The sequence below is a fragment of the Allopusillimonas ginsengisoli genome, assembly GCF_004153455.1.
Classification (GTDB): Bacteria; Pseudomonadota; Gammaproteobacteria; order Burkholderiales; family Burkholderiaceae_B; genus Allopusillimonas; species Allopusillimonas ginsengisoli.
Window position 1 is genome coordinate 531,530 of sequence record NZ_SDQE01000002.1, and the last position, 21,821, is coordinate 553,350.

Consider the following 21,821-nt stretch of genomic DNA (forward strand, 5'->3'; position numbering starts at 1 on the left):
TGTTCACGCAAGCGCCCCAGCCTCTTTCAGCGTGGTTTCGAGCTCGCCGTTTTCGTACATCTCGGCAATGATGTCCGACCCGCCAACGAATTCGCCGCCAACGTACAGTTGGGGAATCGTGGGCCAGTTGGAAAATTCCTTGATGCCCTGGCGAACCTCGTCGTCGTCCAGCACGTTGACGGTAACCAGCTTGGTCACGCCAGATGCCTTGAGCACCTGGATGGCACGGCCGGAAAAGCCACACTGTGGAAACTGGGCTGTGCCCTTCATGAACAGCACTACCGGATTGGAAGTCACTGTCTCGCGGATGAAATCTTGAACGTCGCTCATGATGCTCTCTATCGGGAAAATGTTGTCCCCTGAGGGAAAAAACTAATTATAAAGACCGCCGGTCACGCGCTCGATTCCGGCAAGATCCGCACTACTGTTTACCTGCCCGAACCCCGAACGGAGCAGGATATCGCGCACTGCGGCCGATTGATCCCAGCCATGCTCCATGTACAAGCCGCCCCCTGGTTTTAGCCACTGCATGGCGCCTTGCGCAATGGCCTGCAGATCAGAGAGCCCATCTGCGCCGTCTGTCAGGGCCTGGGCAGGCTCGAACCGTACATCACCCTGCTGTAAATGGGTATCGGCGGCAGCAATATAAGGAGGATTGGACACGATCAGATCGTATTTGTTCGCGAGGGAGATGGGTTTAGGGCCGGCGCCGTTGTCCGTATTATCCGGACGCAATAGTGCATCGTACCAAGTCCCGCAGAAAAACTCGACCCGGGCCCCCAAAATCCTGGCATTTTCAACGGCAATAGCGAGGGCGCGGGGGCTGATGTCCGTTGCCGTGACTTGCGCCGCAGGGCATTCAAGCGCGAGGGAGACCGCAATGGCACCCGACCCCGTCCCCAGATCCAGAACACGGAGCACGGGGGTTTCCCCCTGCGCTACGCGGTCGCGGGTCTGCTGTTCGCGCATCCGGAGGAACCGCAGCGCGAGCTCCACCAGCAGTTCTGTTTCAGGCCTGGGAATCAATACATCCGGCGTTATACGGAATTCGCGGCTCATGAATTCCCGGCTGCCCAGAATATAGGCCATCGGCTCGCCGTGCAGCCGGCGCTGCTCCAGCTTGCGGAACCGTGCTATCTGTTCAGGCGGCAGCGTGTCAGTGTCGTGCGCAATCAGCCAGACACGCGGCACTTGCAGCACATGCTGCCACAGCATTTGCGCTTCGAGCCGGGGCAGGCTCGATACGCGCATCAGGCTGCGCAGGCTATCGCCCATGGCTCAGTCCTGCCCCAGTGCGGCCAGTTGCGCCGCCTGATGCTCTGCCAGCAGCGCACCAGTGAGCTCGTCCAGATCGCCTTCCATGATGTAGCCCAGCTTATACAGCGTGAGGTTGATGCGGTGATCCGTCACACGGCCTTGCGGGTAGTTATAAGTGCGGATGCGCTCGGAGCGATCTCCCGACCCCACCAGGCTCTTGCGCTGGGCCGCCTCCTTGTCGTGCACCTCCTGCTGCTGCTTGTCTTTGAGCCTTGCGGCAAGCACCTGCATGGCCTTGTCCTTGTTGCGGTGCTGCGAGCGATCGTCCTGGCATTCGACGACCAACCCCGTGGGAATGTGTGTGATGCGCACGGCAGAGTCTGTCTTGTTGATGTGCTGCCCACCTGCACCGCTGGCGCGAAAGGTATCGATGCGCAAATCATTGCTATTGATGACAATATCGCTTTGCTCATCCGCCTCCGGCAGGATGGCCACCGTGCAGGCTGAGGTGTGTATACGGCCCTGTGTCTCGGTTTCGGGCACTCGCTGAACGCGATGCGCGCCCGATTCGAACTTCAACCGGCCGTAGACCCCATCGCCATCAACCCGGGCAATCACTTCTTTGTAACCACCCACCTCGGACTCGCTGGCAGACATGATCTCGACCCGCCAATTGTTGCGCTCGGCATACCGACTGTACATGCGCAGCAAATCACCCGAAAACAAGGCACTCTCGTCGCCCCCCGTGCCTGCACGGATTTCCAGAAATACGCTGCGGCTGTCGTCGGGGTCTTTCGGCAACAACAGCACCTGCAGCTCGCTCTCAAGCTCTTCGATCCGAGCCTTGCCCAGCTTCAGCTCCTCTTCGGCCATGTCCCGCATTTCGGGGTCCGACATCATTTCCTGCGCCGTCTGCACGTCCGCTTCAGCCGATTCATAGGCATTGAAGGCGATGACAACAGGCTCGAGTTCCGCCCGTTCCCGCGAAATCTTGCGAAAGCGGTCCATATCACTCGCGATCTCGGGTTCGGCAAGCAATGCATCAACTTCGATCAACCGGTGAGCAAGCTGCTCCAGCCGGTTTCGCATAGAGGTTTTCATAAGCAAAGGGGGGGTTAATGCGGTGAAAAGACACAGATGCAGGTGAGCATCCGCAAGGCAAGGCAGGACAGGCGCAGCGGCGCTAACGCCGACGGTCGACGCGCGGCAGGAGTCGCGGCAACAATGCCATCAGTTGCTGGCGCTCTTCGGTTTCGCTGCGGTTGAGCGCCGCCAGCGGTCCATGCATGTATTTTTGCGTCAGGCCATGGGCCAGTTGCTCGAGCACCAGTTCCGGCGATTCGCCACGCGCCAGTGCACGCCGTGCGCGTTCCAGCTCAGACTCGCGAACCAGGTCTGCCGCTTGCTGGATGTCGAGTATGGCCGGCACGATTTCCCGGCTTTGCATCCAGTGCATAAAGCCCTGGACTCGGGTTTCGATAATGGCTTCGGCCTGCACCACCGCCGCGCGGCGGGCATCCGTGCCACTCTGAACCATGCGCCCGAGGTCGTCGACAGAATATAGGTAGACGTCTGCCAGACGACCGACTTCGGTTTCGATATCGCGCGGCACGGCCAGATCGATCATGACCATGGGCCTATGCCGGCGCACCTTGGTCACCCGCTCTACCATACCCAACCCGAGTATGGGGAGCGTACTGGCCGTACAGGACACAATCACATCAAACTCGGCCAACTTGTCGGGGATGTCCGACAGTTTCATGCTTTTGGCCATGAAACGGGTTGCCAACGTATCCGCACGCTCGAGCGTGCGATTTGCCACAACCATGCCCTTAGGCTTGGTCGCGGAAAAGTGCGTGGCGCAGAGCTCGATCATTTCGCCGGCGCCAATGAACAATACATTGGACTCGGAAAGATCGCCCAGTACGCGCTCAGCCAGACGAACCGCCGCCGCCGCCATGGACACCGAATGCGTGCCGATGGCCGTTTGCGAGCGAACTTCTTTGGCGACCGAGAAGGTGCGCTGGAAGAGCTGATGCAAGAGCGTGCCGAGTGCGCCAGCCTGCTCGGCTGCGCGTACGGCGTCTTTCATCTGGCCAAGAATCTGCGGCTCGCCCAGCACCATGGAGTCAAGCCCGCTGGCCACACGAAAAGCGTGGCGTACGGCGTCGTTCTGATGATATTGATACAGATGCGGCTGAAGACTGCCCGCTTCAACGCGATTGAACTCTGCCAGCCAGGAGGGCAGATGCTCTTGCACCTGCGGCTCGGCTGCGCAGTAGATCTCGGTACGGTTACAGGTAGACAGAATGGCGGCTTCTTTGACTGAAGCGCCGAATGCCGACCGCAGGCCGTCGAGCGCAGGCTTGACCACATCGAGCGGAAACGACACGCGTTCCCGCACCGAAACCGGGGCGGAAACGTGGTTCAAGCCAAAAGTAAGGACGTCGACTGCCATGGATATGTTACAAGCGTGCGCATACGCACTTGAGGACACTCCCGATTATAGTCCTCTTGGCCTCTTCCTGATCTGTTTGGGGGTGTTTCCGGGACAATTTGCCCCAGCCGCGTCGTGTATTGGCCGCAAAATACAGCCAGGATCAAGTTAACACGGCATTTTCGGCTAGCTTATTGAAAATGATACCTATTTCCGCTGAAAATTCGTCATTTATCCAGCGTATGTCTTAGAATGGGCATCTTCTCAACCGGGGCAATCTAGGTTTTTGTGCGTTGATCAGAGACCCGGAAACGAAGCAATATACGGCCACCTGCACATATCCGAATTTTCGTGTATGATTTCGCCTTTCGTTGGCCTGGTAGCTCAGTCGGTAGAGCAGAGGATTGAAAATCCTTGTGTCGGTGGTTCGATTCCGCCCCAGGCCACCATCTTGCTGTTCCAGCACGCTTCAAAACATCCCAAAACGCAGAAATATCAATATCTTAGGCGACAGTCATCGCCCAGGACGTCTCACTGCGCGTCGCTATATCCCGCATTTGTCTGTACCCCAGTTTGTACCCCACAATGGTTTCGTGAAAAACAGCCTTTGGGGGTACAAGTCTTGGGCTTACTAAGCGAAACACAGATCAAAGCGGCCAAGCCTGGCCAGAAGGAATACCTACTGAATGACGGGGACAATCTGTACCTGCGTGTGCGAACCACGGGTAAGGCCTGGATTTACCGTTACATGAAGGATAGCAAGCCCATCAAACTTGGGATGGGGCCATACCCGGAAGTTTCCCTCGCGCAGGCACGAGCCAAGGCATACGAAGCCAACAGTCAACGAGCCAATGGCCTGGACCCGAAAGAAGTCCGTGAGCACCAGGAAGAGCTGGCTCGAATCGCTCGTCTGCATACCTTCGAGTTACTAGCCCGCGCCTGGCACACCAGTGCCAAGAAAGACCGCGAATGGTCGGAGGACTACGCCCAGAAAGTCATCCGACATTTGGAAATCCACATCTTCCCATGGGTAGGACACAAACCAATTGAGGTGATTCTGCCCACAGAAATTGTCCGGTGCCTGCATCGTCCGAAGGATCGCGGCAATCTGGAAACTGCCCAGCGTGTGCGCGAGGCCGTTCAGCACGTCTACCAATACGCTGTAGACGTGGGAGCGCTGGAGCCGAGCAAGAATTTCGTCAACAAGAACACCGGCGGCCTGCCACCGCCACGCAGTCGGCATTTCGCAGCGATTACCGAACCTGCCCAACTTGGGCAACTGCTCCGCGATATTCGCAGCTACCACGGCCATTTCATCACGCGATGTGCATTGAGGCTTGCGCCCATGATGTTTCAGCGGCCGGGCCAGATCCGGCTCGCTGACTGGGAGGACATCAACTTTGAAGTTGAACTATGGCGCTGTCCGCCCGAGAAAATGAAGATGCGTGAGTGGCAAAAACGGGATAGCCGTACGCCGGCACACATCGTACCGCTACCTCGCCAGGCCTTGGAAGTTCTGCGGGAACTATATCCATTGACTGGCCCCACCGGCCCCGTGTTCCGTAGCATGTCACGACGTTCGGAGAAAAGCCGCTACATCAGCGATAACACGATTAACGCGGCGCTGCGCACCATGGGCTATGACACGAAGGAAGAAATCACCGGTCACGGCTTTCGCGCCACAGCACGCACGATGATCCGCGAACATCTGGGCTGGGAGCCCGACGTCATCGAACGCCATCTGGCCCACACTTCAGACGAAGAGCTCGGCAGCAGTTATGACCGCGCAGCCTTCATTGCCCAGCGCAAAACGATGGTGCAGCAATGGGCCGACTTTCTGGATGAGCTGGAAGTTGGGCAGATGCCTATGCCCGAGGACAACATACTGCAATTCATCCGTCATCGGCCACGGCCTGCGCTACGGGTCGGGACATGACGAAACTTAGGGCATTGCTATCTGGTGGCAATGCTCAAGTGACGACTGACTGTATCTCCCAAGGAACCTACCCATGAATGAGTCCCTTTCTGAAGTCATCCGCATCCGAGTGACTCCCTCCCATGCCGCTCGTCTGGGCGAGGCGGCAGCTCTCTCAGGGCTGTCCCTCTCGGATTACATGAGGAGGCGACTGTCCGCCGATGACATGCTGCAGGAAGAATTGACGCTGTTGCGTCAGATCGTGGCAGACCTGGGTCATCTGCGCGATACCCGTCTGGCCGCCATCGAAACCGCCCATCTGCTGCGCGCCATGGCCAAGCCTGAACACATTGCCATCGCGCAACAAACACTGCAGCATCAACGCTGATTCTTACTGGACGTAGTCAAACTATCCCTGAAATGGTATATTAACGTGAAGCCTGCCCCTATAAAACCGCTTTTTTGGCTTGGTAGCAGCAAGAAAGATCTGCTGGCGTTACCTGTGCCAGTACGGAAATTCTTTGGCCATGTTCTTGATACCGCCCAACGAGGTGAACAGCACGAAGCAGTAAAGGTGCTGAGTGGCTTCGGCAGCGCAGGTGTACTGGAGATCATCGAAGACGACTCCGGCAGCACATACCGAACCGTCTACACCGTGCGGTTCTCTGAGGCCGTGTTTGTGCTGCATGTCTTTCAAAAGAAGAGCAAGCGCGGTATTGAAACGCCCAAGCCAGATATGGACATCATTCGCCAGCGCCTCAAAGCCGCCGCCCTCGTTGCTCAGGAGTTGAAAAAATGACTAAACGCATTGTTGCAGGAGTTGAAATCGAGGCCAGCTCGGGCAATGTATTCGCAGACCTCGGCCTACCCGATGCCGAGAAGCTACAGATCAAATCGGGGCTGACTACCGAAATCGCCAAAGCCATTCGGGAGCGTGGACTTACCCAAGTCGAAGCGGCACAGCGCATGGGTCTGACACAACCCAAAGTATCGAGTCTGCTGCGCGGTGAGTTCTCAAATCTATCCGAGCGCAAGCTGATGGACTGCCTGAACCGCCTGGGCTATGACATAGAAATTCGCCTGCGTAAAACACCGGAGACAGTCGGCCATCTGATGCTGACTCATGCCTAAGACTATAGCCGTACAGGCTGCGGGCCATGGCCAAGCCTGAACAAATCGCCATCGCCCAACAGAATCTCCAGCGTCAACGCTGATTCGTCCTCGGCCTGTTCCAAGGCCTGCCGTACCCATTCCCGGAGACATCTTCATGCACACCCTTCCCGCCTTGCGGGCTGGGGCGCTGGCGCTCGCCTGCGTCCTGGCTCCTGTCACTCATGCTGCCGACACCGCTGACCTGCTCACGGGCGTCCCCCGCCTAGCCTGCGAAGCAACGCTCTGCCTGTCTTCCAGCTTGCGACCGGGCGAATGCAGTCCATCCCTGGACCACTACTTCGACATCAGGAAGTACAACAAGCACGGCCTGGACTGGTCTGCTACCGTCTCAGCGAGACGTTCCTTTCTATCCCAGTGTCCCGCGTCCGGCGACTCAGGCATGTCAGAGCGCATTGATGCCATATCACGCGGTGCTGGCAAATGCGACGCGGAATTCTTGAACCAAACCTATGCCGATACGGCGTACAAATGGCGCAAGCGTGAATACGGCGGTGACAGCGGTCAGACCGTCTACGAAGTCCATCCGCTACCTACAGTCACACTCGACCAGCTACCCACCTATTGTGTCGTTTACAACGATCACGCCTGGACGTATGAGCTGTCTGTACGCTACGTCGGCAGGCCAACCATGGGCGGGCATTGGGTCAAAGCCGAAGAATTCGAAGCGGCACAAGCCAAATGGGATGCCGACCATAGCGGGTTATGGGCGAAAGGCTGGAATTTTTCCCTAACGAATCCCAGACACCGGCGTGGACGCTGAAGGAGCCAGGCATGATCGCAGAAATAGCAGCCTTGGCCCTCACCTGCGCGCCCAACATCCACCCAGTCACCCTGCATGCACTGATTCGTCATGAATCCCGAGTCCAGCAGTACGCCATCGGCGTCAACCGCAAGGGCCAGCACCTTCGACGGCAACCTCAAACCTTGGCCGAAGCGACCACAGTCGCTGATCGCCTCATTGACCAAGGCATTGACTTCGATGCCGGGCTGGGACAGATCAATGTTCGCAACTGGGCGTGGTTGAATCTGGATAGCAAGACCGTCTTTGATCCCTGCCGCAACTTGGCGGCTGCCCAGACAGTACTGGCAGAGTGCTATGCCAGAGCGCTACCCCGACAGACGGACCCGCAGCATGCCTTACGCGCCGCACTGTCCTGCTACAACACCGGCAATTTCAAGCGTGGTTTCACCAATGGCTATGTCGGCAAAGTACTGGCCCAAGCCAAGATCAAGGTTCCTGCCTTGGCACCGTTGAAAAACGAAACGGCCGAGCCCGCGACAAAGGCCACGCCGGCAGAGCCAGCGCAGAAACCCGATCAAGGACCACCGGCTCCACCAGAAGGCGCACCGGACGGTTTCAGCGCCAATCCGGCAACCGACGGTTTTTCACAAACGCGTGACGACGAGCCAGAAAGCAGCGCTAACTCCGACACCTGACGCACTTTTGGCCAACGTGGCCGCGCTTATTCCTTTTCTTACCAACCACCACCCCTGCGCCACTTGGTCCCCAGGGGCAGGAGTCTTTACATGTCTCTACTGACACGCATCAAGAACGCTATGTCCTTCCTACGGATCATCAGTAAACCGACTACAGCCGCACTACTGCTCGGTATCCATCAGGCTGCATTTGCACAATCCATCGGCGGACTTTCCCGAGCGCAAACGACATTGCAGACCCTCCGAGACAATCTGGATGTCATCCTGCCCATTGCGGCCATCATCATCGGCGTCATCATTTTTGTACTGTATTCCGCAGAGGTCATGCGTAAAGACGATGCCATTCGTTGGGGCATTGGCGTGCTGCTGGCCGGATCCGTTGCCGAACTGGTTGTGTTGCTTTGGAGGTAAGCCATGGCAACCAACACCTATCCGGTCTTTAGAGGACTGGGCCGCAAGGCCACCTTCATGGGCGTTCCCACCAAGCTATTACTGGGTGCCTTTACCTGCGTAGCCATAGTCGCCATGACGGCAGGTCTGGCCTGGTGGGGCTTGCTCTTCATCGTCATACCCACGCTCGCCATTCTCACCCGCGATGATGATAAAGCGCTGGATGTGCTGTGGCTCGAATTGAAAACGCGACGACGCAATCGCAATCAACGCTTCTGGCAGGGCTCCAGTTACGCCCTGCAAGGCTATCACCGGCGTCGGCCCTGGCGCTCGCTCATCAAGTAAAGGATGTTTCCGTGACTGCTGCTACCACCCTGGCCGTGGACGAACGGCGCGTCTCGCGCTATCTGCCCTACTCCCACCATGTCACCGACCAGATCATTGCCTGCGACAACCATGAATACCTGGCGGTCATTAAGGTAACGGGCCGTGCGCCGGATGCCTATGCACAAGATGAGCTGAAGGATTGGATCGAAGCGCTGCATAACGTACTACGCGGCTTGCCCATGGGATCGCTTGGCCTGTACTCCCACATCGTGCGCCGCCGCGTCACGGAATACCCCGACAGCACTTTCAGCCAGCCCTTTGCTTCCCGGTTCGATGCTGCCTACCGTGCCACGTTCGATGCCTCGGGCCTCATGATTAACGATCTATACCTGACGGTGCTTATTCACCCAGTACAGGATCCAATACTGGGTACATTCGCCAGTCTGGAAAAAGCCGACGCGCCACGCATTGCGCACTGGCAAGCCGAATCCATCGAACGCCTGAACGGCATCATACGTGCCTTGAGCGCTGGCCTGTACCGCTACGATCCACAAACCCTGAGCATCGTAGATCGCAAGGGCTTTGCCTTCAGCGAAGCCGCCGAGTTCCTGGGATTTCTGCTTTCCGGTACGCACCGGCCCGTACCAATCAGCCGAGAACGCTTGCGTGACACGCTGCCCTACGCCAGACCGATCTTTGGCCGCCATGGAGAATTGGGCGAACTGCGTACCGTCGCCAGCTCCCGCATCTTCGGCATGATGGAGCTGCGCGACTACCCGGAAGCCACAAAACCGGGACACCTGGATCGGCTACTGGGCCTGCCGCACGAATTCGTGCTCACCCAATCGTGGGGCAGCCATACTGGGGCCGCAGCCAAGAAGCTGGTCAAGAAGCATCACAAGCTACTGGTCGATTCCGGCGACGATTCGATCAGCCAGGTCACCCAACTGACTGAGGCCATGGACGACCTGACGTCAGCGCGCCTGGGTCTGGGCGACCATCACGCCACGATGCTGATTTATGGCGACACGGCTGAAGGGGTGCGCCAGGCCTTGGCCCAGACCGCCACGGCGCTGGCCGAAGAGGCGGTCGGCTTCCGGCCACTGGATCGAGCGCTGGAAGCCGGATTCTGGGCGCAACTGCCCGGTAATTGGCACTGGCGGCCACGCCCGGTGCCCATCACATCGCTCAACTTCCTGTGTTTTTCCAGCCTGCATAACCAGTTGACCGGCAAACCGGTCGGCAACCCCTGGGGGCCAGCGGTCACGCTGCTCAAAACTCAAACCGGCAGCCCGTTCTTCTTTAACTTCCATGCCTCTACCGAGGACTTGGACGAAACCGGAAAGCGTCGTCCGGGCAACACCATGATCATTGGGATGACCGGCACGGGTAAAACCGTGCTGCAGGGAATGCTACTCACCCAGGCGCAGAAGTTTGGCGCAACGTGTGTTGTCTGGGACAAGGATCAGGGCATGCAGGTGCTCATCATGGCGCTGGGCGGCCGCTACTTCAACATCCGACTTGGTGAAGCAACAGGCTGGAATCCGTTCCAGATGGAGCCTACCAAAGGCAACGTCGCCTTTATGGTGCGCCTGGTCGTATTCCTGGCCGAGCGCCGGGGCGAAGCAGTCACCACACGGCAGCAGGCCGAGATCACGCAGGCCGTGCAGCAGCTAACCACCCTGATCGATCGAGAGGCCCGCACGCTATCGACTTTAAATACCTTGCTGCCCAATCCTTACAGTGAGGATGACACCACGAGCACCATCCATGCTCGCCTGGCCCCTTGGTGCCAGGGCGGTGAATACGGCTGGGTGTTCGATAACCCTACCGATGAACTGAGTCTAGCCACGGATACGGGCGAACCTGCCATCTTCGGATTTGATCTGACCGAACTACTCGATGATGACGCGGTACGGGGCGCAGCCACGATGTATCTGAAGCACCGCATTGATGCCCTGCACGATGGCCGACGCATCATCAATCTGTACGACGAGTGCCAGCACCCGTTGAAGGACAGGCATTTTCAGGAAGACATGCAAGATGCCAGCCGCACCATCCGCAAGAAAAACGGCGTGCTGGCCTTCGCTACCCAGGAGCCGGGGGCTATCACGGACAACCCGGTCGGCCCCTCCCTGGTTCAGCAGACAGCCACCTTGATTCTGCTGCCCAATCCCAGAGCCAAGGCCCGCGACTACATCGAGGGCTTCGGCCTGTCGCCCACTGAATTCGAACTGTTGAAGTCTTTGGGCGAGGCCAGCCGTAAATTTCTCGTCAAGCAAGGTTCAAGCGTCACGGTCGCGCAACTGGACTTGTCCGGCTGCGAAGACGAATTGCTGGTGTTCTCTGGCAGCCCCGACATGGCCGAGATAGCCGAGCAGGCCGTGACCCAGGCCGGGCGTGATCCGGCCGCCTGGCTACCCGTGTACCTGGACACCGTCAAACAAAACCGTCAGTTAACCGCCCTCTCATAAGAAGGTAGCCTATGAAACCAGATATTCATGATCGGGAAAAGCAGCTAGCAGCGCTTGAACACAACCAGCGCCAAGCACAGGCCCGCGACGATTTGCAAGCAACGAAAGATCAGGACTTCTATGCCCGCCTGGGGCTTTCCGGTCCGGACGCCGAAGCGGACACCCCAGATGATGCTTTTGTCGTTTCCATCCACTGCGAACGCTGGACACTTTCAGATCTGGAAGCAGGTGGAGTCAGTACCCACGACATCGAGCTCGACCGCGTCACCTTCAATGCCGATGACTTGGCGCGCCATAGCCGGGATTACGGAATTTCCGAACCATCGAGCACCGATCCCAGCATGACCCCGAACATCTGGTTCCGTTCCACGTATCCGCGCGAAGATCGTGCTTACTTTAAGCAAGGTGTAGAAAAATATTACAGCCTACACATCCACGAAGTGAACGGCCACCCACCTGGCTCCGCCGAGTATCAACGGGTGGCTGACTTGGTCGGCGTCCGCTTTGATCAAGCCGTACTAAGGCAGGAGCAGGAGCTCGAACAAGACGGGCCAGACCTATGCTCATGAATCCATTCAGCCTCCAACATATCCCTGCTCCGAATGACGACATGGGCGTACTTTGTCGGTACATCCTGAAACATAAACAAGCGCCCGACTGGCTTACAAAGGCTGGGCACGTTTGCAGCGTGACCGATGCCTGGGCAGCATTCAAACGCAGCCCGGCCCACCCCAACAACCGTTCACCATAGGAAACCCAATGAATCGACGACATTTCATCACTGCCGCTGGTGTCAGCGCCTTAGCAATTCTTGCGGGCTGCAAGACTGAGCCCAACGGAGAAAAATTCATCGGGTACTGGTTTTCGGACAATGGTCGCTATCCCCCAACCCTGGTTCACATTGAACGCAATGGCGACAGTTTTCTATTCACAGAAACCGCCTGGAATAATCTAGGCAAGGTTGGCTACCAATCCAATACTGCGCCTGCCACGCTCAAGGATTCAGACAATATTCTCGTAGTAGCCGACGCTGCTCAGGTGGCCTACAAAGAAGCAGATGATGAGATTGTTTCTGACAGCCTGAAGGCCCGGCGCATCACAGAAGCCGAATACCAAGCCGCCATTTCGAGAAAGTAGACCTTTACCGCTCGTTCCCGAGTACGGCACCAAAAGCGGCGACCCCGTTCGCCGTCATCATTTCCCCCTGGAGTCCTCATGACACGCTGCAAATTCCTTGCGGCAGGCATTGCCCTGTCCGCCGCCTTCCTGAGCCCAGCCCACGCCAGTGGTATTCCTACGGTCGATGCAGCCACCATCGCCCAACTGCAGGAACAATTGCTGACTGCCCGCGACCAGTTGAAGAACTTGACCGAACAACTACAAACAGCAAAAAGCCAACTGGCGGCTTTCACCCAGTCTAGCGGTTACGGGAATATCGCGAGCGATCTCGATATCCGCAATCAACTGCGCGCAGCGCTGCCATCCAGCGCCCAAGACCTCTTAGATCGCTCCGGCAGTTCGGGTCTTAACGGGGATGTCTCCCGAATCACTGATGATGTTATGGCACCAGTGGATTTCAGCGAGGATCGCCAACAGCTCTCAAAACGAGCACTGAATATTGAAGCCACGGCGAAGGCAATGAGCGAGCGTGCATACGACTCCATGACTCAACGTCTAGCTAATGTGGATACGCTACAAAGCAAAATTAACCAAACCACTAATCCCAAAGAGATCGCCGAATTGCAGGCTCGCATCCAGATTGAGCAGGCCAATATCACCGCAGAGCAGACACGTATTGAATTGGCGTCTCAGCAACTGGAAGCAGAACGTAACTTGTTGCAGGCAAGAGCCGAACGGGTCTATGGCGGCTGGTTTGGAAACAGTTCGGGATCGAACAGCCCCACCCTCCCTGCAGAATAGGTCCGAACATCATGGCCAGTCTCAACCCTCCCGTCGCACCTCCCTCAGCCCCTAGCGACATCGCACAATGGGTCACAACTCAGACTGAAAGCATCCTGAGCGATGCCATCAACAGTCCCATGCAAGCGCTATTTGAAGCGCTGATGCCCGTTATCGTGGTGGGCCTAACCCTGCAATTTGTCGTGTACGCATTTGCCCTTATGCACGGGCAGAGCAATATGACCGTGACTGAGTTCTTTCGTAAAGCAATTCTCGTGGTCATTATTTCAATGATTTTTGGTGCTGGTGGCCTGTATCAGGCCGACATCGCGAAGACGATGATCGCACTGCCAGACGACGTCACGCAATTGGCACTTGGCACAGGTGACGTAGCCTTGGAAGTAGACAGACTGCAGAATGAAACAAGCGAGGCATCCAATGCCATGCTCGGCGCGAGTAAACGCCCTTGGTACAACTTCATGCCTTCAACAAAGGAAGTCCTAGTTAGCATTCTGGCGACACTGCTGCGTATCAATGCTGCCGTAGTAGGCAGCATCATTATGGTGATTGTCGTGGTCTGCAAAGTAGGAATGGCCCTAGTCGTCGCCGCAGGCCCAATTTTCATTGCCGCCACGTTGTTTGAACCAACTAAGCAACTTTTCAACAGTTGGGTGTCTCAGGCACTGAACTTCATATTCCTGGCCTTGCTCGCCGGCCTTGTCTTTGGCCTCATCCTACAGCTCAATATTCAACTGATCCGCATGATCGCCGATCAGATAGAAACAGGTGTTTCTGACGTTCTCTCACTGTTCGGAGCTCAAGTGCTGGTTGGGGCTGCAAGCCTTGTCATCATGGTCATGATCCCAGGCCTCGCCGCCGGTCTCTCCAACGGCTTCGGCGCTCAGCTCGGTGTGGGTACCGCTGCCAAAGGGGCGTTCTCAATGCTACGGCTGCGTAGCATGCTGCGCCTGCGCGCCAAATAGGCAGTCCGCCTGTCGGCCCATGCCGGGCCAATCGCCATACCATCCATCCCCAATCCTTCTGCCGGTCCGGCAGGATAGGAACCTTTCTATGAAAAACCTCTTTGCCGCCCTCGCGCTGGCCGGGCTGCTGACTGGTTGCGCCTTTCATGCGCCCCAGCCGCCGCAACCGGCCGATACGTCACGCGTGCCAGTCAATGCCACGCCGCCTCTTTTCAAAGGAGTTTGACTCGTGTCCGCGCCACTTAAATCCGAAGACATTGCCGCCTACCTGGAGCAGTCGCGCGGCCTGGAACGCGATCACCTCGGTGAGCTCGTCAGTAGCCGTAAACGCGCTTGGCAGGTGGCCATCGGTGCTGGCCTGATCGCCCTGGCCTCCATTGCTGCTGTTGCGGGCCTTACCCCTTTGAAGCAGCCGCCTGAAATGTATGTAGTGCGGGTCGATAGCGCTACCGGCTCCATCGAACATGTCAGCAGCCTGGGCCAGCCGCTCGAAGACTACGGTCAGCGCATCGCCAAGTATTTTCTGAACACTTACGTGCTGAACTGCGAGGGCTACAGCTGGCAAACGATACAGGAGCAATTCGACACGTGCGCCCTGCTGTCCTCTGCACCCATCCAGACGCAGTACGGCAAACGATTCGAAGGGCAGGATGCTGTCACGACACGCCTCGGTACTCAGGGCACCGTCGATGTGCAGGTTCATTCGATCACATTGGGTGCCAACCAGGCCGCCATCGTGCGCTTTACCAAGACAGAGCGGGAAGTCACCACGGGCAACATCACCAAGGCTCAGCACCTGATTGCCACCATGGCTTACCAATACACCGACGTGCCGCTCACCGAAGAAGTCGCCCGCCTGAACCCGCTGGGCTTTCAGGTCATGCGCTATGACTTGGCTGCCGACCTGTCGCGCTGACACCGACAAGGATCTGAAGGAATTCTTATGTTTAAACATTTCCCCAGTCGGCAGGCGCTGGCGTTGTTTCTTTGCCTGGCCATCCCTGCCAGCGCGCTGGCGCTGGAGACCCCTCGTTCCTCGCGACTCGACCACCGCGTGCGCTATGTCAATTACAACGACGCCAATGTCATCCAGCTCAATGCCGTGATCGGCGTGGCCACCCATATCGTGCTGGAGCCCGGCGAAAAATACGTCTACCACGTCTTTGGCGATAGCCAAGCCTATGCGTTTACCTACAAGAACAATCACCTGTTCTTCAAACCCACGGCAGAAGACGCCAACACCAACCTTATCGTCGTCACTGACAGGCGCGATTACAGCTTCAGGCTCTCGTACAGCGACAACCGTAATTCAGCCGCCCTGTACAAACTGGTGGTCCGTTATCCAGAGGTTCAAGCCAGGCAACGAGCCCAGGCCGCACAAAAGGCTGCGATTGAGCGATCCTTACAAGCCGTCAGCTCGAACATGAACTGGCAGGCCTACACCCGCAGCGGCGACGCAGCCATCGCACCGGTACACGCCTGGGATGATGGCCGCCAGACCTGGCTGCAGTTTGCACCGCAAGCCGACATCCCGACCGTGTACCGCGTCACGCCAGACGGCCAGGAAGTCATCACCAATCACCACATGGCAGATGAACGCACCATGGTGCTGCATCGCACGTCTGCCTTATGGCACCTTCGCCTGGGCGACCAAGTGCTGGCGATTCACAACGACGCCTACGGCACCACACCCGTACCAGCACATACCGGCACGGCATCACCGGCAGTCAGACGCAGCATCAAGAGTAGTGCGAGCTCGCAAGCGCCCGCTGCGGCACCTGTGCCCACCATCCGCATACGCGAAGCCACGCAAGAAAGGAATTCCCCATGACGGAAAAGGAACAAGATCAGGCACAAGAGCAAGCCTCGCAAGAGGGGAACCCTAAAGACGCTAATCTGGAGCGGGAAACACTGAAGCTGGAGGCAACCGGGCGCAGCGCCCCACGCGGTGCCCGCGCATTTCTGTGGCTCACCATTCTGATCGCTGTTGCAGTGGCTGCCGGCGTGCTCATGAAGGTCTGGAGCAGCGAACCAGCGGCAAAAGCCGATAGCGGCCTGGAAGCCGATCAAAGCGGCATTACCAATCGCCTCAAAGCCCCCAAGGTAGAGCGTCCCACGCCACCTCCAGCGCTGCCGCCTCCGACACCCGAGCCAACGGTGGCGCCCAGCTACAACGTCCCGGCACCCATGCCCGCAACTCCGCCTCCCGTCGATGAGCTTACCCAGCGTCGGCTGACCAGCCCGCTACAGGCGGGCGGTGCAGACGCAAGCGGCACGACCACAAGCCAGTCAAATGCCCCCCAAGGGCCTTATAGCGATGCGGGTCCCCTGGCCGACAAGCTGCGACCGCTGGAGCTGGCCCCATCGGTGGCCGGGCAACTGGGTGACCGCAACTTCCTGCTCACGCAAGGCACCATGATCGACTGCACCCTGCAGACCAAACTGGTCAGCACCCAGTCCGGGCTTCTGACGTGTCTGGCCACGCACGATGTCATGAGCGCCAACGGCAAGGTCAAGCTCATTGATGCCGGCACCAAATTCACGGGCTACCAGTCTGGGGGCATACAGCAGGGCCAGGCCCGGGCCTTTGTGACCTGGAACCGGCTGGAAACGCCTACCGGGGTCATCGTGAACCTGAGTTCGCCCGGCACCGGCCCCCTGGGCGAAGCGGGATTGGGCGGACATATCGACAATCACTTCTGGGAACGCTTTGGCAACGCCATTCTGCTTTCTCTGGTGGGCGACTTCGGTAACTGGGCATCCAATCAGGGGCAATCGGGCAGCAACAACATCCGCTTTGACAACACCGCCGAGGGCGGACAGGAAGCGGTCGCAAAGATTCTGGAAAAGTCCCTGGACATTCCTCCCACCCTTTACAAGAACCAGGGCGAGCGTATCGGCATCATGGTCGCCCGTGATCTGGATTTCAGTCACGTCTATGAGCTTGAACCCATCCACTGAAGCCATCCCCTTTGATCGATCCATTGCGGTTCGCACCTTTCTGCGGCCTTTGTCCAAACATCAGGAGGATCCCAATGTCACTGAAATCGCCATCGTGCGAGCCGGTGAGCTGTACACCCGCGCACGCGGTGCCTGGCAGCTTCACGAATGCCCCCAGCTTTCCTACCCTCACCTGGAGGCCCTGGCCACGGCGCTGGCTGCGTACAACCACATGGCACGCAGCCCCATCCAATCTGTCGTCCTGCCCGATGGCGAGCGTGGCCAGATCGTATTGCCACCAGCCTGCATTGACGGCACTTTGGCCATCAATATCCGCAAGCACGCCCAAGTGGCGCTCTCCCTGGAGGAACTGCACGCGCAAGGCGCGTTTGAGGCCACCCACGACGCCGCCGCCCAATACACGCCAGACGGTATTTCGAGAACCGATCAAGAACTGATGGCGCTGAAGGATGCTGGTGATATTCCCGGATTCCTGCTCGCTGCCATTCAGGCTCGCAAGAATCTGGTCATTTCCGGCGCGACAGGTTCGGGCAAAACCACCTTTGCAAGATCGCTGATCGACCGGGTGCCCGTCGATGAACGCCTGGTCACCATCGAAGACGTGCATGAGCTCATTCTGCCCCGACACAGAAACCGCATTCATCTGATGTATGGCGGCACACGCGGTAGGGCTTCGGCCACCGAAAGCCTGGCCGCCTGCATGCGTCTGTCGCCAGACCGGATATTCCTTGCCGAGCTGCGCGGCCCTGAAACCTGGGATTACCTGGCGGCCTTAAATACCGGCCATCCAGGATCAGTCACCACCACCCACGCCAATGGGGCCGCCGATGCCTTTGACCGCCTGGCGATGCTCATCAAGCAATCACCCACGGGCGGTAACCTCGATCTGCCAACCATTCAAACATTTCTGCGCCAGACCGTAGACATCGTGCTGCATTTCGAGCGGTTCAGGCTGAAAGAGCTTTGGTTTGAACCCAGACGGCAAGTCAACCGCTGAACCACCGCTAACGACGCCCTATAGGGCATCCATTTCCACCCATGCGGACTGGCATCGCTGCCTGGCCGCATCTACCCCTGAACCCGTGTGAGGCGCTGCACACGTTCCGGGCAGGCCTTGCATGGGCTCGTCTGGAGCTTTTACCCATGACTTCATCCACCCGTATGCCCTTTCACAAGGACAAGAACCTCCTGCGCCTGTCAGCAGCCATGCAACGTGCTCAGCAAAAAGCCACCCAGGCACTGGCCGCCGCAGCACAAAAGCAGGCCTCAACCCCTACACCATTCATACTGCCCGGTATCAATGAAACAGCACGCGCCATTCCGAATTACATCGCCCGTAGTGCCATCTTCGCACCGGTTCGTCGGGGCTGGCGCATCCTACACGATGACACGGTGTTTCTGGAGGGCAGCAACATCCTGCTCAAAGGATCCGGCAAACAGTTGAGCGAAGACCACGCCGACATCTGGATGCACGCCATATACCTACAAACCACGGCTCTGCCAGGCGATCAACCTGTCATCAATCGTGCAGATTTCTTACGCGGAATGGGTAGGAATACCAGCGGAGCCAGTTACGAATGGCTGCACCAAGGCATGAAAGACCTCGCCAAGTTCGTAATATGCATCGAAGCAAAAAAACGGAACGGCACCGTCAAGTACAGCTATGGCAATCATCCTTCAACTCGAGTGCTGCCAATGATAGGAGGCTTTGATTATGACGAACCCACTGGCATCTACACGCTACACATAGACCCCCGCTGGGCACAGATTTTCAGCAATCGCGAGTATGCATTAGTGGACTGGGAAAAGCGTCTGAAAATGCGTCACGATTTGTCCAAAAGCCTGCAACGGCTTGTTGGAACCTCGGCCGATGAGATTCAAAAATACAGCTTGGATATTCTGAAAGAAAGAGCGCAATACACCGGACGTGTACGAGATTTCAGACCCTCTTTGGAACGCTCACTTCTGGAGCTTGAGCGGTTGGAAATTATCGCCAAACCTCGCATAGAGATCAGCAGCAAAAACCAACTACAGGCAGTCTGGCTACGTTTAAGTCGATAAATAAAGCAGCAATCGAACGGTATTTTTAGGCTGTGGATAACTCGTTTTATCCATCGTAATAGCATCGCGCCTTCGTCGTAATAACATCGCGGATTATCGTAATAGCATCGCGCTTTATCGTAATAGCATCGCGCACGATTTATGAAAACCCGCATGAACAGGCGCTTTCCAGCCATAAAAACGCCTTCTACCTTATTTCTACCTTATTACTACCAGCAAGGCCTGTGGATAAGTCAGGCCGTCGTCTTGCATGATCAGGCTAAGCAGCCGCGCAGCGGCTGCATCGGTCTGCAGCAAACCACACCCGCCCTTCCGGGCACCACCTTCTCTCATCCGCCATCACTTCCCTTCAAGCCGCAAGGCAAAGGAGATCCCATGCACGCAACCATCGACACCCGCATGCTCGACATCGCTCAACAAGCTGCTCACTACGGCATTGGCACCATGAGTCTGGGCGAAGCCCTGACTGCAGCTCTAGTGCTGGATCGCAGCGACTGGCTGCATGATCGCGGCTACAGCATCGCCGAAGCCCTGGATCGCATCGGCCCGCACTGGGCCGCTCGCCTGTGCACAGTGGCCCGGCAATTTCACACCGAAGCGACTCAGGCCCAACTTCGGTACTCCTTCGAAATCATCCCTTACCCATCCGATGCTGGTGGCTACACCCTGCGCCTGCTGGATGACGGTCAGGAGGTCGGCGGTGGGCAATTCTCTGCTCGAGGCAAGTCAGTCCGCTTCACTGACGAGCAATCTGCTTACGACGAAGCGCTGGCTGCAGGCTGCTCCTGGCTGGCAGGCAAGCAGACCGAGGCCTTTCCAGCCCTATCGCACTGAGCGAAACCGTGATTACTCCAACTTCAGGAAACCTATGAGTGAATCTGCACCTGTAACACGCTACCGCACTGTCCTTGCGGCCCTGGACCCTCGCATCAGCCTCTCAGCGCAACTACGAGCACTGTTCCCGCTGATCGAGGTTGAAATGGCTGCAGGTGTGCCACATGCCGCCGTGCTGGACGATCTGGCTGCCGCAGGCTTGACGGTACAACGCCGCACCTTCGCCATCACGCTGTACCGATGGCGCAAAGCCCAACGATCCGCAGCCAGAAAGCGCCTGAATGCAGCGGCCTCTGTCGATGACATGTCCAGTCAGCCAACGCATGCTGGCAACCCCCAACCACAACCTCCCGCACCCGATGCCATTCAAGGCCGACCACGCAGCATCCAGACACCTGGCGATCTACGCAAGATTCGCGACATGCGCGTAGACCTGGAAGCCTTGCGCCGCGAAGGCCTGGCCAATCGCGCTCAATCAGCTGACAACAACCCCACCAAAAGGAATGAATCATGAAAGTCGCCGTCCTGAACTACACCGGCTCTGTTGGCAAGACAGTCGCTGCCTCTCACCTGCTGGCACCGCGCATGAATAGTGCCCAGATTTTTGCAGTGGAATCCACCAACGAAACGGGCGCTGACCTGGGCTTGAATGTCGATCAGCTACGCGGCGAACACTTTGGCCGCTTATTCCGCGAGCTGCTCACCCGCGAAGATGCGATTGTCGATGTGGGTGCCAGCAACATTGAGGATTTTCTGACGCACATGATGCGCTACGAAGGCGCGCACGAGGAAATGAACTATTTCGTACTGCCTGTCATCAACACCGGCAAGGCCCAGCGCGAAACCATCAAGACGGTGGCGGCCCTGGCAGAACTGGGCGTTGACCCAGAGCGAGTACGGATCCTTTTCAATCGTGTCGATAGCAGCGTGCATGACGAGTTTCCCTCGATCCTGGCCTATGCCGCCAAAACAGGCGAAGTGCAGGCCAACCCCCAGGCCGCCATTTACGAAAACGAAGTCTTCGAGTTGCTGGCCGACCAACGCACCACGATTGCCGATGTGCTGGCTGACCAGACTGACTACCGCGCCCTGCTTCGCGCTGCCGAACCTGACGACCACGTCCGAATTTCACAGCTAAGCAACCGGCACGCCCTGCGCGCCCTGGCCAAGCCTGTGGACCGGCAAATGAACGCGGCTTTTACCGCGCTGTTTTCCTGAGCTGGCCACCATGGAATCACACTCGAATTCCAGTGGCGCTCGTACCAAGCTGGATTTGCTGTACCACGAGGTGCTGGGTGAAGTCGCTAGCCTCGTAGCTAGACTGGAAACAGCCACCCAAAGCCTGGATGCGCTGCAAAAGCAGATGCAATCCATGGGCGAAGCGCAGCAAGTCTTGCCTGAACAACTCAGCCGCCATCTGACCGCCACGATGGAAGCGGCAGCCAAACCCATCAATCAGCAGGCTCAACGCGCCATCCAGACCATGCTGGATGACACCGGCAGCCGGCTGGATCAATTGGCCCGGGATGCCGCGAAGTACGCCAGCATCGCCCACCGATCCGCACGACGCATGGCAATCATCGCCCTAGCCGTAGGCGGCACAGCAGGTATTCTGGGCGGCTTGCTGGCAGGCCTGGCCCTGGGTCAGATCCTGATCTCTTGAGGACCGATAC

The 21,821-nt window shown here is 57.8% G+C and carries 27 protein-coding genes and 1 tRNA gene; 24 read left to right on the forward strand and 4 right to left on the reverse strand.

The features are described 5' to 3' along the window. Positions 1-3: 3 nt before the first annotated feature. The 4 genes from grxD to hemA form a co-directional block, all read right to left on the reverse strand. A complete protein-coding gene (gene grxD / locus ERE07_RS07470; RefSeq protein ID WP_130008173.1) occupies positions 4-330 on the reverse strand; it encodes a Grx4 family monothiol glutaredoxin in 327 nt (108 codons plus the stop codon). 42 nt (positions 331-372) lie between these two features. After that, a complete protein-coding gene (prmC, locus tag ERE07_RS07475) occupies positions 373-1,275 on the reverse strand; it encodes a peptide chain release factor N(5)-glutamine methyltransferase (RefSeq protein ID WP_130008174.1) in 903 nt (300 codons plus the stop codon). A 3-nt stretch (positions 1,276-1,278) separates the two neighbouring features. Next, positions 1,279-2,358: a peptide chain release factor 1 gene (gene prfA / locus ERE07_RS07480; RefSeq protein ID WP_130008175.1), complete on the reverse strand. Its 1,080-nt coding sequence runs from the start codon at positions 2,356-2,358 to the stop codon at positions 1,279-1,281. Positions 2,359-2,440: 82 nt separating this feature from the next. Next, positions 2,441-3,715, reverse strand: coding sequence for a glutamyl-tRNA reductase (gene hemA, locus ERE07_RS07485; protein ID WP_130008176.1), 1,275 nt, complete (start codon positions 3,713-3,715; stop codon positions 2,441-2,443). A gap of 352 nt (positions 3,716-4,067) precedes the next feature. Here hemA and ERE07_RS07490 point away from each other — a divergent pair. The 24 genes from ERE07_RS07490 to ERE07_RS07610 all read left to right on the forward strand — a co-directional run bounded on the left by ERE07_RS07490 (position 4,068) and on the right by ERE07_RS07610 (position 21,811). After that, positions 4,068-4,143, forward strand: a tRNA-Phe gene (locus ERE07_RS07490). Between the two features lie 173 nt (positions 4,144-4,316). Beyond that, positions 4,317-5,630, forward strand: a complete 1,314-nt coding sequence (locus ERE07_RS21645) for a tyrosine-type recombinase/integrase (RefSeq protein WP_167670768.1) — start codon at positions 4,317-4,319, stop codon at positions 5,628-5,630. A gap of 73 nt (positions 5,631-5,703) precedes the next feature. Beyond that, positions 5,704-5,997: a plasmid mobilization protein gene (locus tag ERE07_RS07505; RefSeq protein ID WP_113933113.1), complete on the forward strand. Its 294-nt coding sequence runs from the start codon at positions 5,704-5,706 to the stop codon at positions 5,995-5,997. A gap of 45 nt (positions 5,998-6,042) precedes the next feature. Then, a complete protein-coding gene (locus ERE07_RS07510; RefSeq protein WP_170977026.1) occupies positions 6,043-6,408 on the forward strand; it encodes a type II toxin-antitoxin system RelE/ParE family toxin in 366 nt (121 codons plus the stop codon). After that, positions 6,405-6,740, forward strand: coding sequence for a helix-turn-helix domain-containing protein (locus ERE07_RS07515; RefSeq protein WP_129968209.1), 336 nt, complete (start codon positions 6,405-6,407; stop codon positions 6,738-6,740). Before ERE07_RS07510 ends, ERE07_RS07515 begins: the two co-directional genes overlap by 4 nt. Before the next feature lie 136 nt (positions 6,741-6,876). After that, positions 6,877-7,542: a TrbM/KikA/MpfK family conjugal transfer protein gene (locus ERE07_RS07520; protein WP_130008178.1), complete on the forward strand. Its 666-nt coding sequence runs from the start codon at positions 6,877-6,879 to the stop codon at positions 7,540-7,542. A gap of 11 nt (positions 7,543-7,553) precedes the next feature. After that, positions 7,554-8,219, forward strand: coding sequence for a lytic transglycosylase domain-containing protein (locus tag ERE07_RS07525; RefSeq protein WP_130008179.1), 666 nt, complete (start codon positions 7,554-7,556; stop codon positions 8,217-8,219). 90 nt (positions 8,220-8,309) lie between these two features. Then, the gene (locus ERE07_RS07530; protein ID WP_130008180.1) at positions 8,310-8,630 is read left to right on the forward strand and encodes a TrbC/VirB2 family protein; all 321 of its coding nucleotides are present in this window, start codon (positions 8,310-8,312) and stop codon (positions 8,628-8,630) included. A gap of 3 nt (positions 8,631-8,633) precedes the next feature. Beyond that, the gene (locus ERE07_RS07535; protein ID WP_130008181.1) at positions 8,634-8,954 is read left to right on the forward strand and encodes a VirB3 family type IV secretion system protein; all 321 of its coding nucleotides are present in this window, start codon (positions 8,634-8,636) and stop codon (positions 8,952-8,954) included. A gap of 11 nt (positions 8,955-8,965) precedes the next feature. After that, positions 8,966-11,410 carry a VirB4 family type IV secretion/conjugal transfer ATPase gene (locus ERE07_RS07540; RefSeq protein ID WP_130008182.1) on the forward strand — a complete coding sequence of 815 codons (2,445 nt, stop codon included), beginning with the start codon at positions 8,966-8,968 and terminating at the stop codon, positions 11,408-11,410. 11 nt (positions 11,411-11,421) lie between these two features. Further along, complete coding sequence (locus tag ERE07_RS07545) at positions 11,422-11,979, forward strand: hypothetical protein (protein WP_130008183.1); 558 nt, start codon at positions 11,422-11,424, stop codon at positions 11,977-11,979. Between the two features lie 190 nt (positions 11,980-12,169). Further along, positions 12,170-12,547: a hypothetical protein gene (locus ERE07_RS07550; RefSeq protein WP_130008184.1), complete on the forward strand. Its 378-nt coding sequence runs from the start codon at positions 12,170-12,172 to the stop codon at positions 12,545-12,547. Positions 12,548-12,625: 78 nt separating this feature from the next. Further along, entirely contained in the window at positions 12,626-13,330 is a 705-nt protein-coding gene (locus ERE07_RS07555) for a TrbJ/VirB5 family protein (RefSeq protein WP_130008185.1), read from the forward strand. Between the two features lie 119 nt (positions 13,331-13,449). Continuing rightward, positions 13,450-14,292: a TrbL/VirB6 family protein gene (locus tag ERE07_RS07560; protein ID WP_245153523.1), complete on the forward strand. Its 843-nt coding sequence runs from the start codon at positions 13,450-13,452 to the stop codon at positions 14,290-14,292. Between the two features lie 88 nt (positions 14,293-14,380). Continuing rightward, a complete protein-coding gene (locus ERE07_RS07565) occupies positions 14,381-14,518 on the forward strand; it encodes a conjugal transfer protein (protein WP_130008187.1) in 138 nt (45 codons plus the stop codon). Positions 14,519-14,521: 3 nt separating this feature from the next. Continuing rightward, positions 14,522-15,208, forward strand: a complete 687-nt coding sequence (locus ERE07_RS07570; protein ID WP_130008188.1) for a VirB8 family type IV secretion system protein — start codon at positions 14,522-14,524, stop codon at positions 15,206-15,208. Positions 15,209-15,235: 27 nt separating this feature from the next. Continuing rightward, complete coding sequence (locus tag ERE07_RS07575; protein WP_130008189.1) at positions 15,236-16,123, forward strand: TrbG/VirB9 family P-type conjugative transfer protein; 888 nt, start codon at positions 15,236-15,238, stop codon at positions 16,121-16,123. Further along, entirely contained in the window at positions 16,120-17,253 is a 1,134-nt protein-coding gene (gene virB10 / locus ERE07_RS07580; protein WP_130008190.1) for a type IV secretion system protein VirB10, read from the forward strand. Before ERE07_RS07575 ends, virB10 begins: the two co-directional genes overlap by 4 nt. Further along, on the forward strand, positions 17,231-18,250 hold the full coding sequence (gene virB11, locus ERE07_RS07585) for a P-type DNA transfer ATPase VirB11 (RefSeq protein WP_130008191.1): 1,020 nt from the start codon (positions 17,231-17,233) through the stop codon (positions 18,248-18,250). The genes virB10 and virB11 overlap by 23 nt, the downstream gene beginning before the upstream one ends. A gap of 146 nt (positions 18,251-18,396) precedes the next feature. After that, positions 18,397-19,314: a TrfA gene (locus tag ERE07_RS07590; RefSeq protein ID WP_130008192.1), complete on the forward strand. Its 918-nt coding sequence runs from the start codon at positions 18,397-18,399 to the stop codon at positions 19,312-19,314. Between the two features lie 153 nt (positions 19,315-19,467). After that, entirely contained in the window at positions 19,468-20,148 is a 681-nt protein-coding gene (locus ERE07_RS07595; protein WP_245153524.1) for a hypothetical protein, read from the forward strand. Between the two features lie 34 nt (positions 20,149-20,182). Next, entirely contained in the window at positions 20,183-20,662 is a 480-nt protein-coding gene (locus tag ERE07_RS07600; RefSeq protein ID WP_130008193.1) for a hypothetical protein, read from the forward strand. Next, entirely contained in the window at positions 20,659-21,366 is a 708-nt protein-coding gene (gene stbB / locus ERE07_RS07605) for a StbB family protein (RefSeq protein WP_130008194.1), read from the forward strand. Before ERE07_RS07600 ends, stbB begins: the two co-directional genes overlap by 4 nt. Positions 21,367-21,376: 10 nt before the next feature. Then, on the forward strand, positions 21,377-21,811 hold the full coding sequence (locus ERE07_RS07610; protein ID WP_130008195.1) for a hypothetical protein: 435 nt from the start codon (positions 21,377-21,379) through the stop codon (positions 21,809-21,811). The last annotated feature ends 10 nt before the right edge of the window (positions 21,812-21,821 follow it).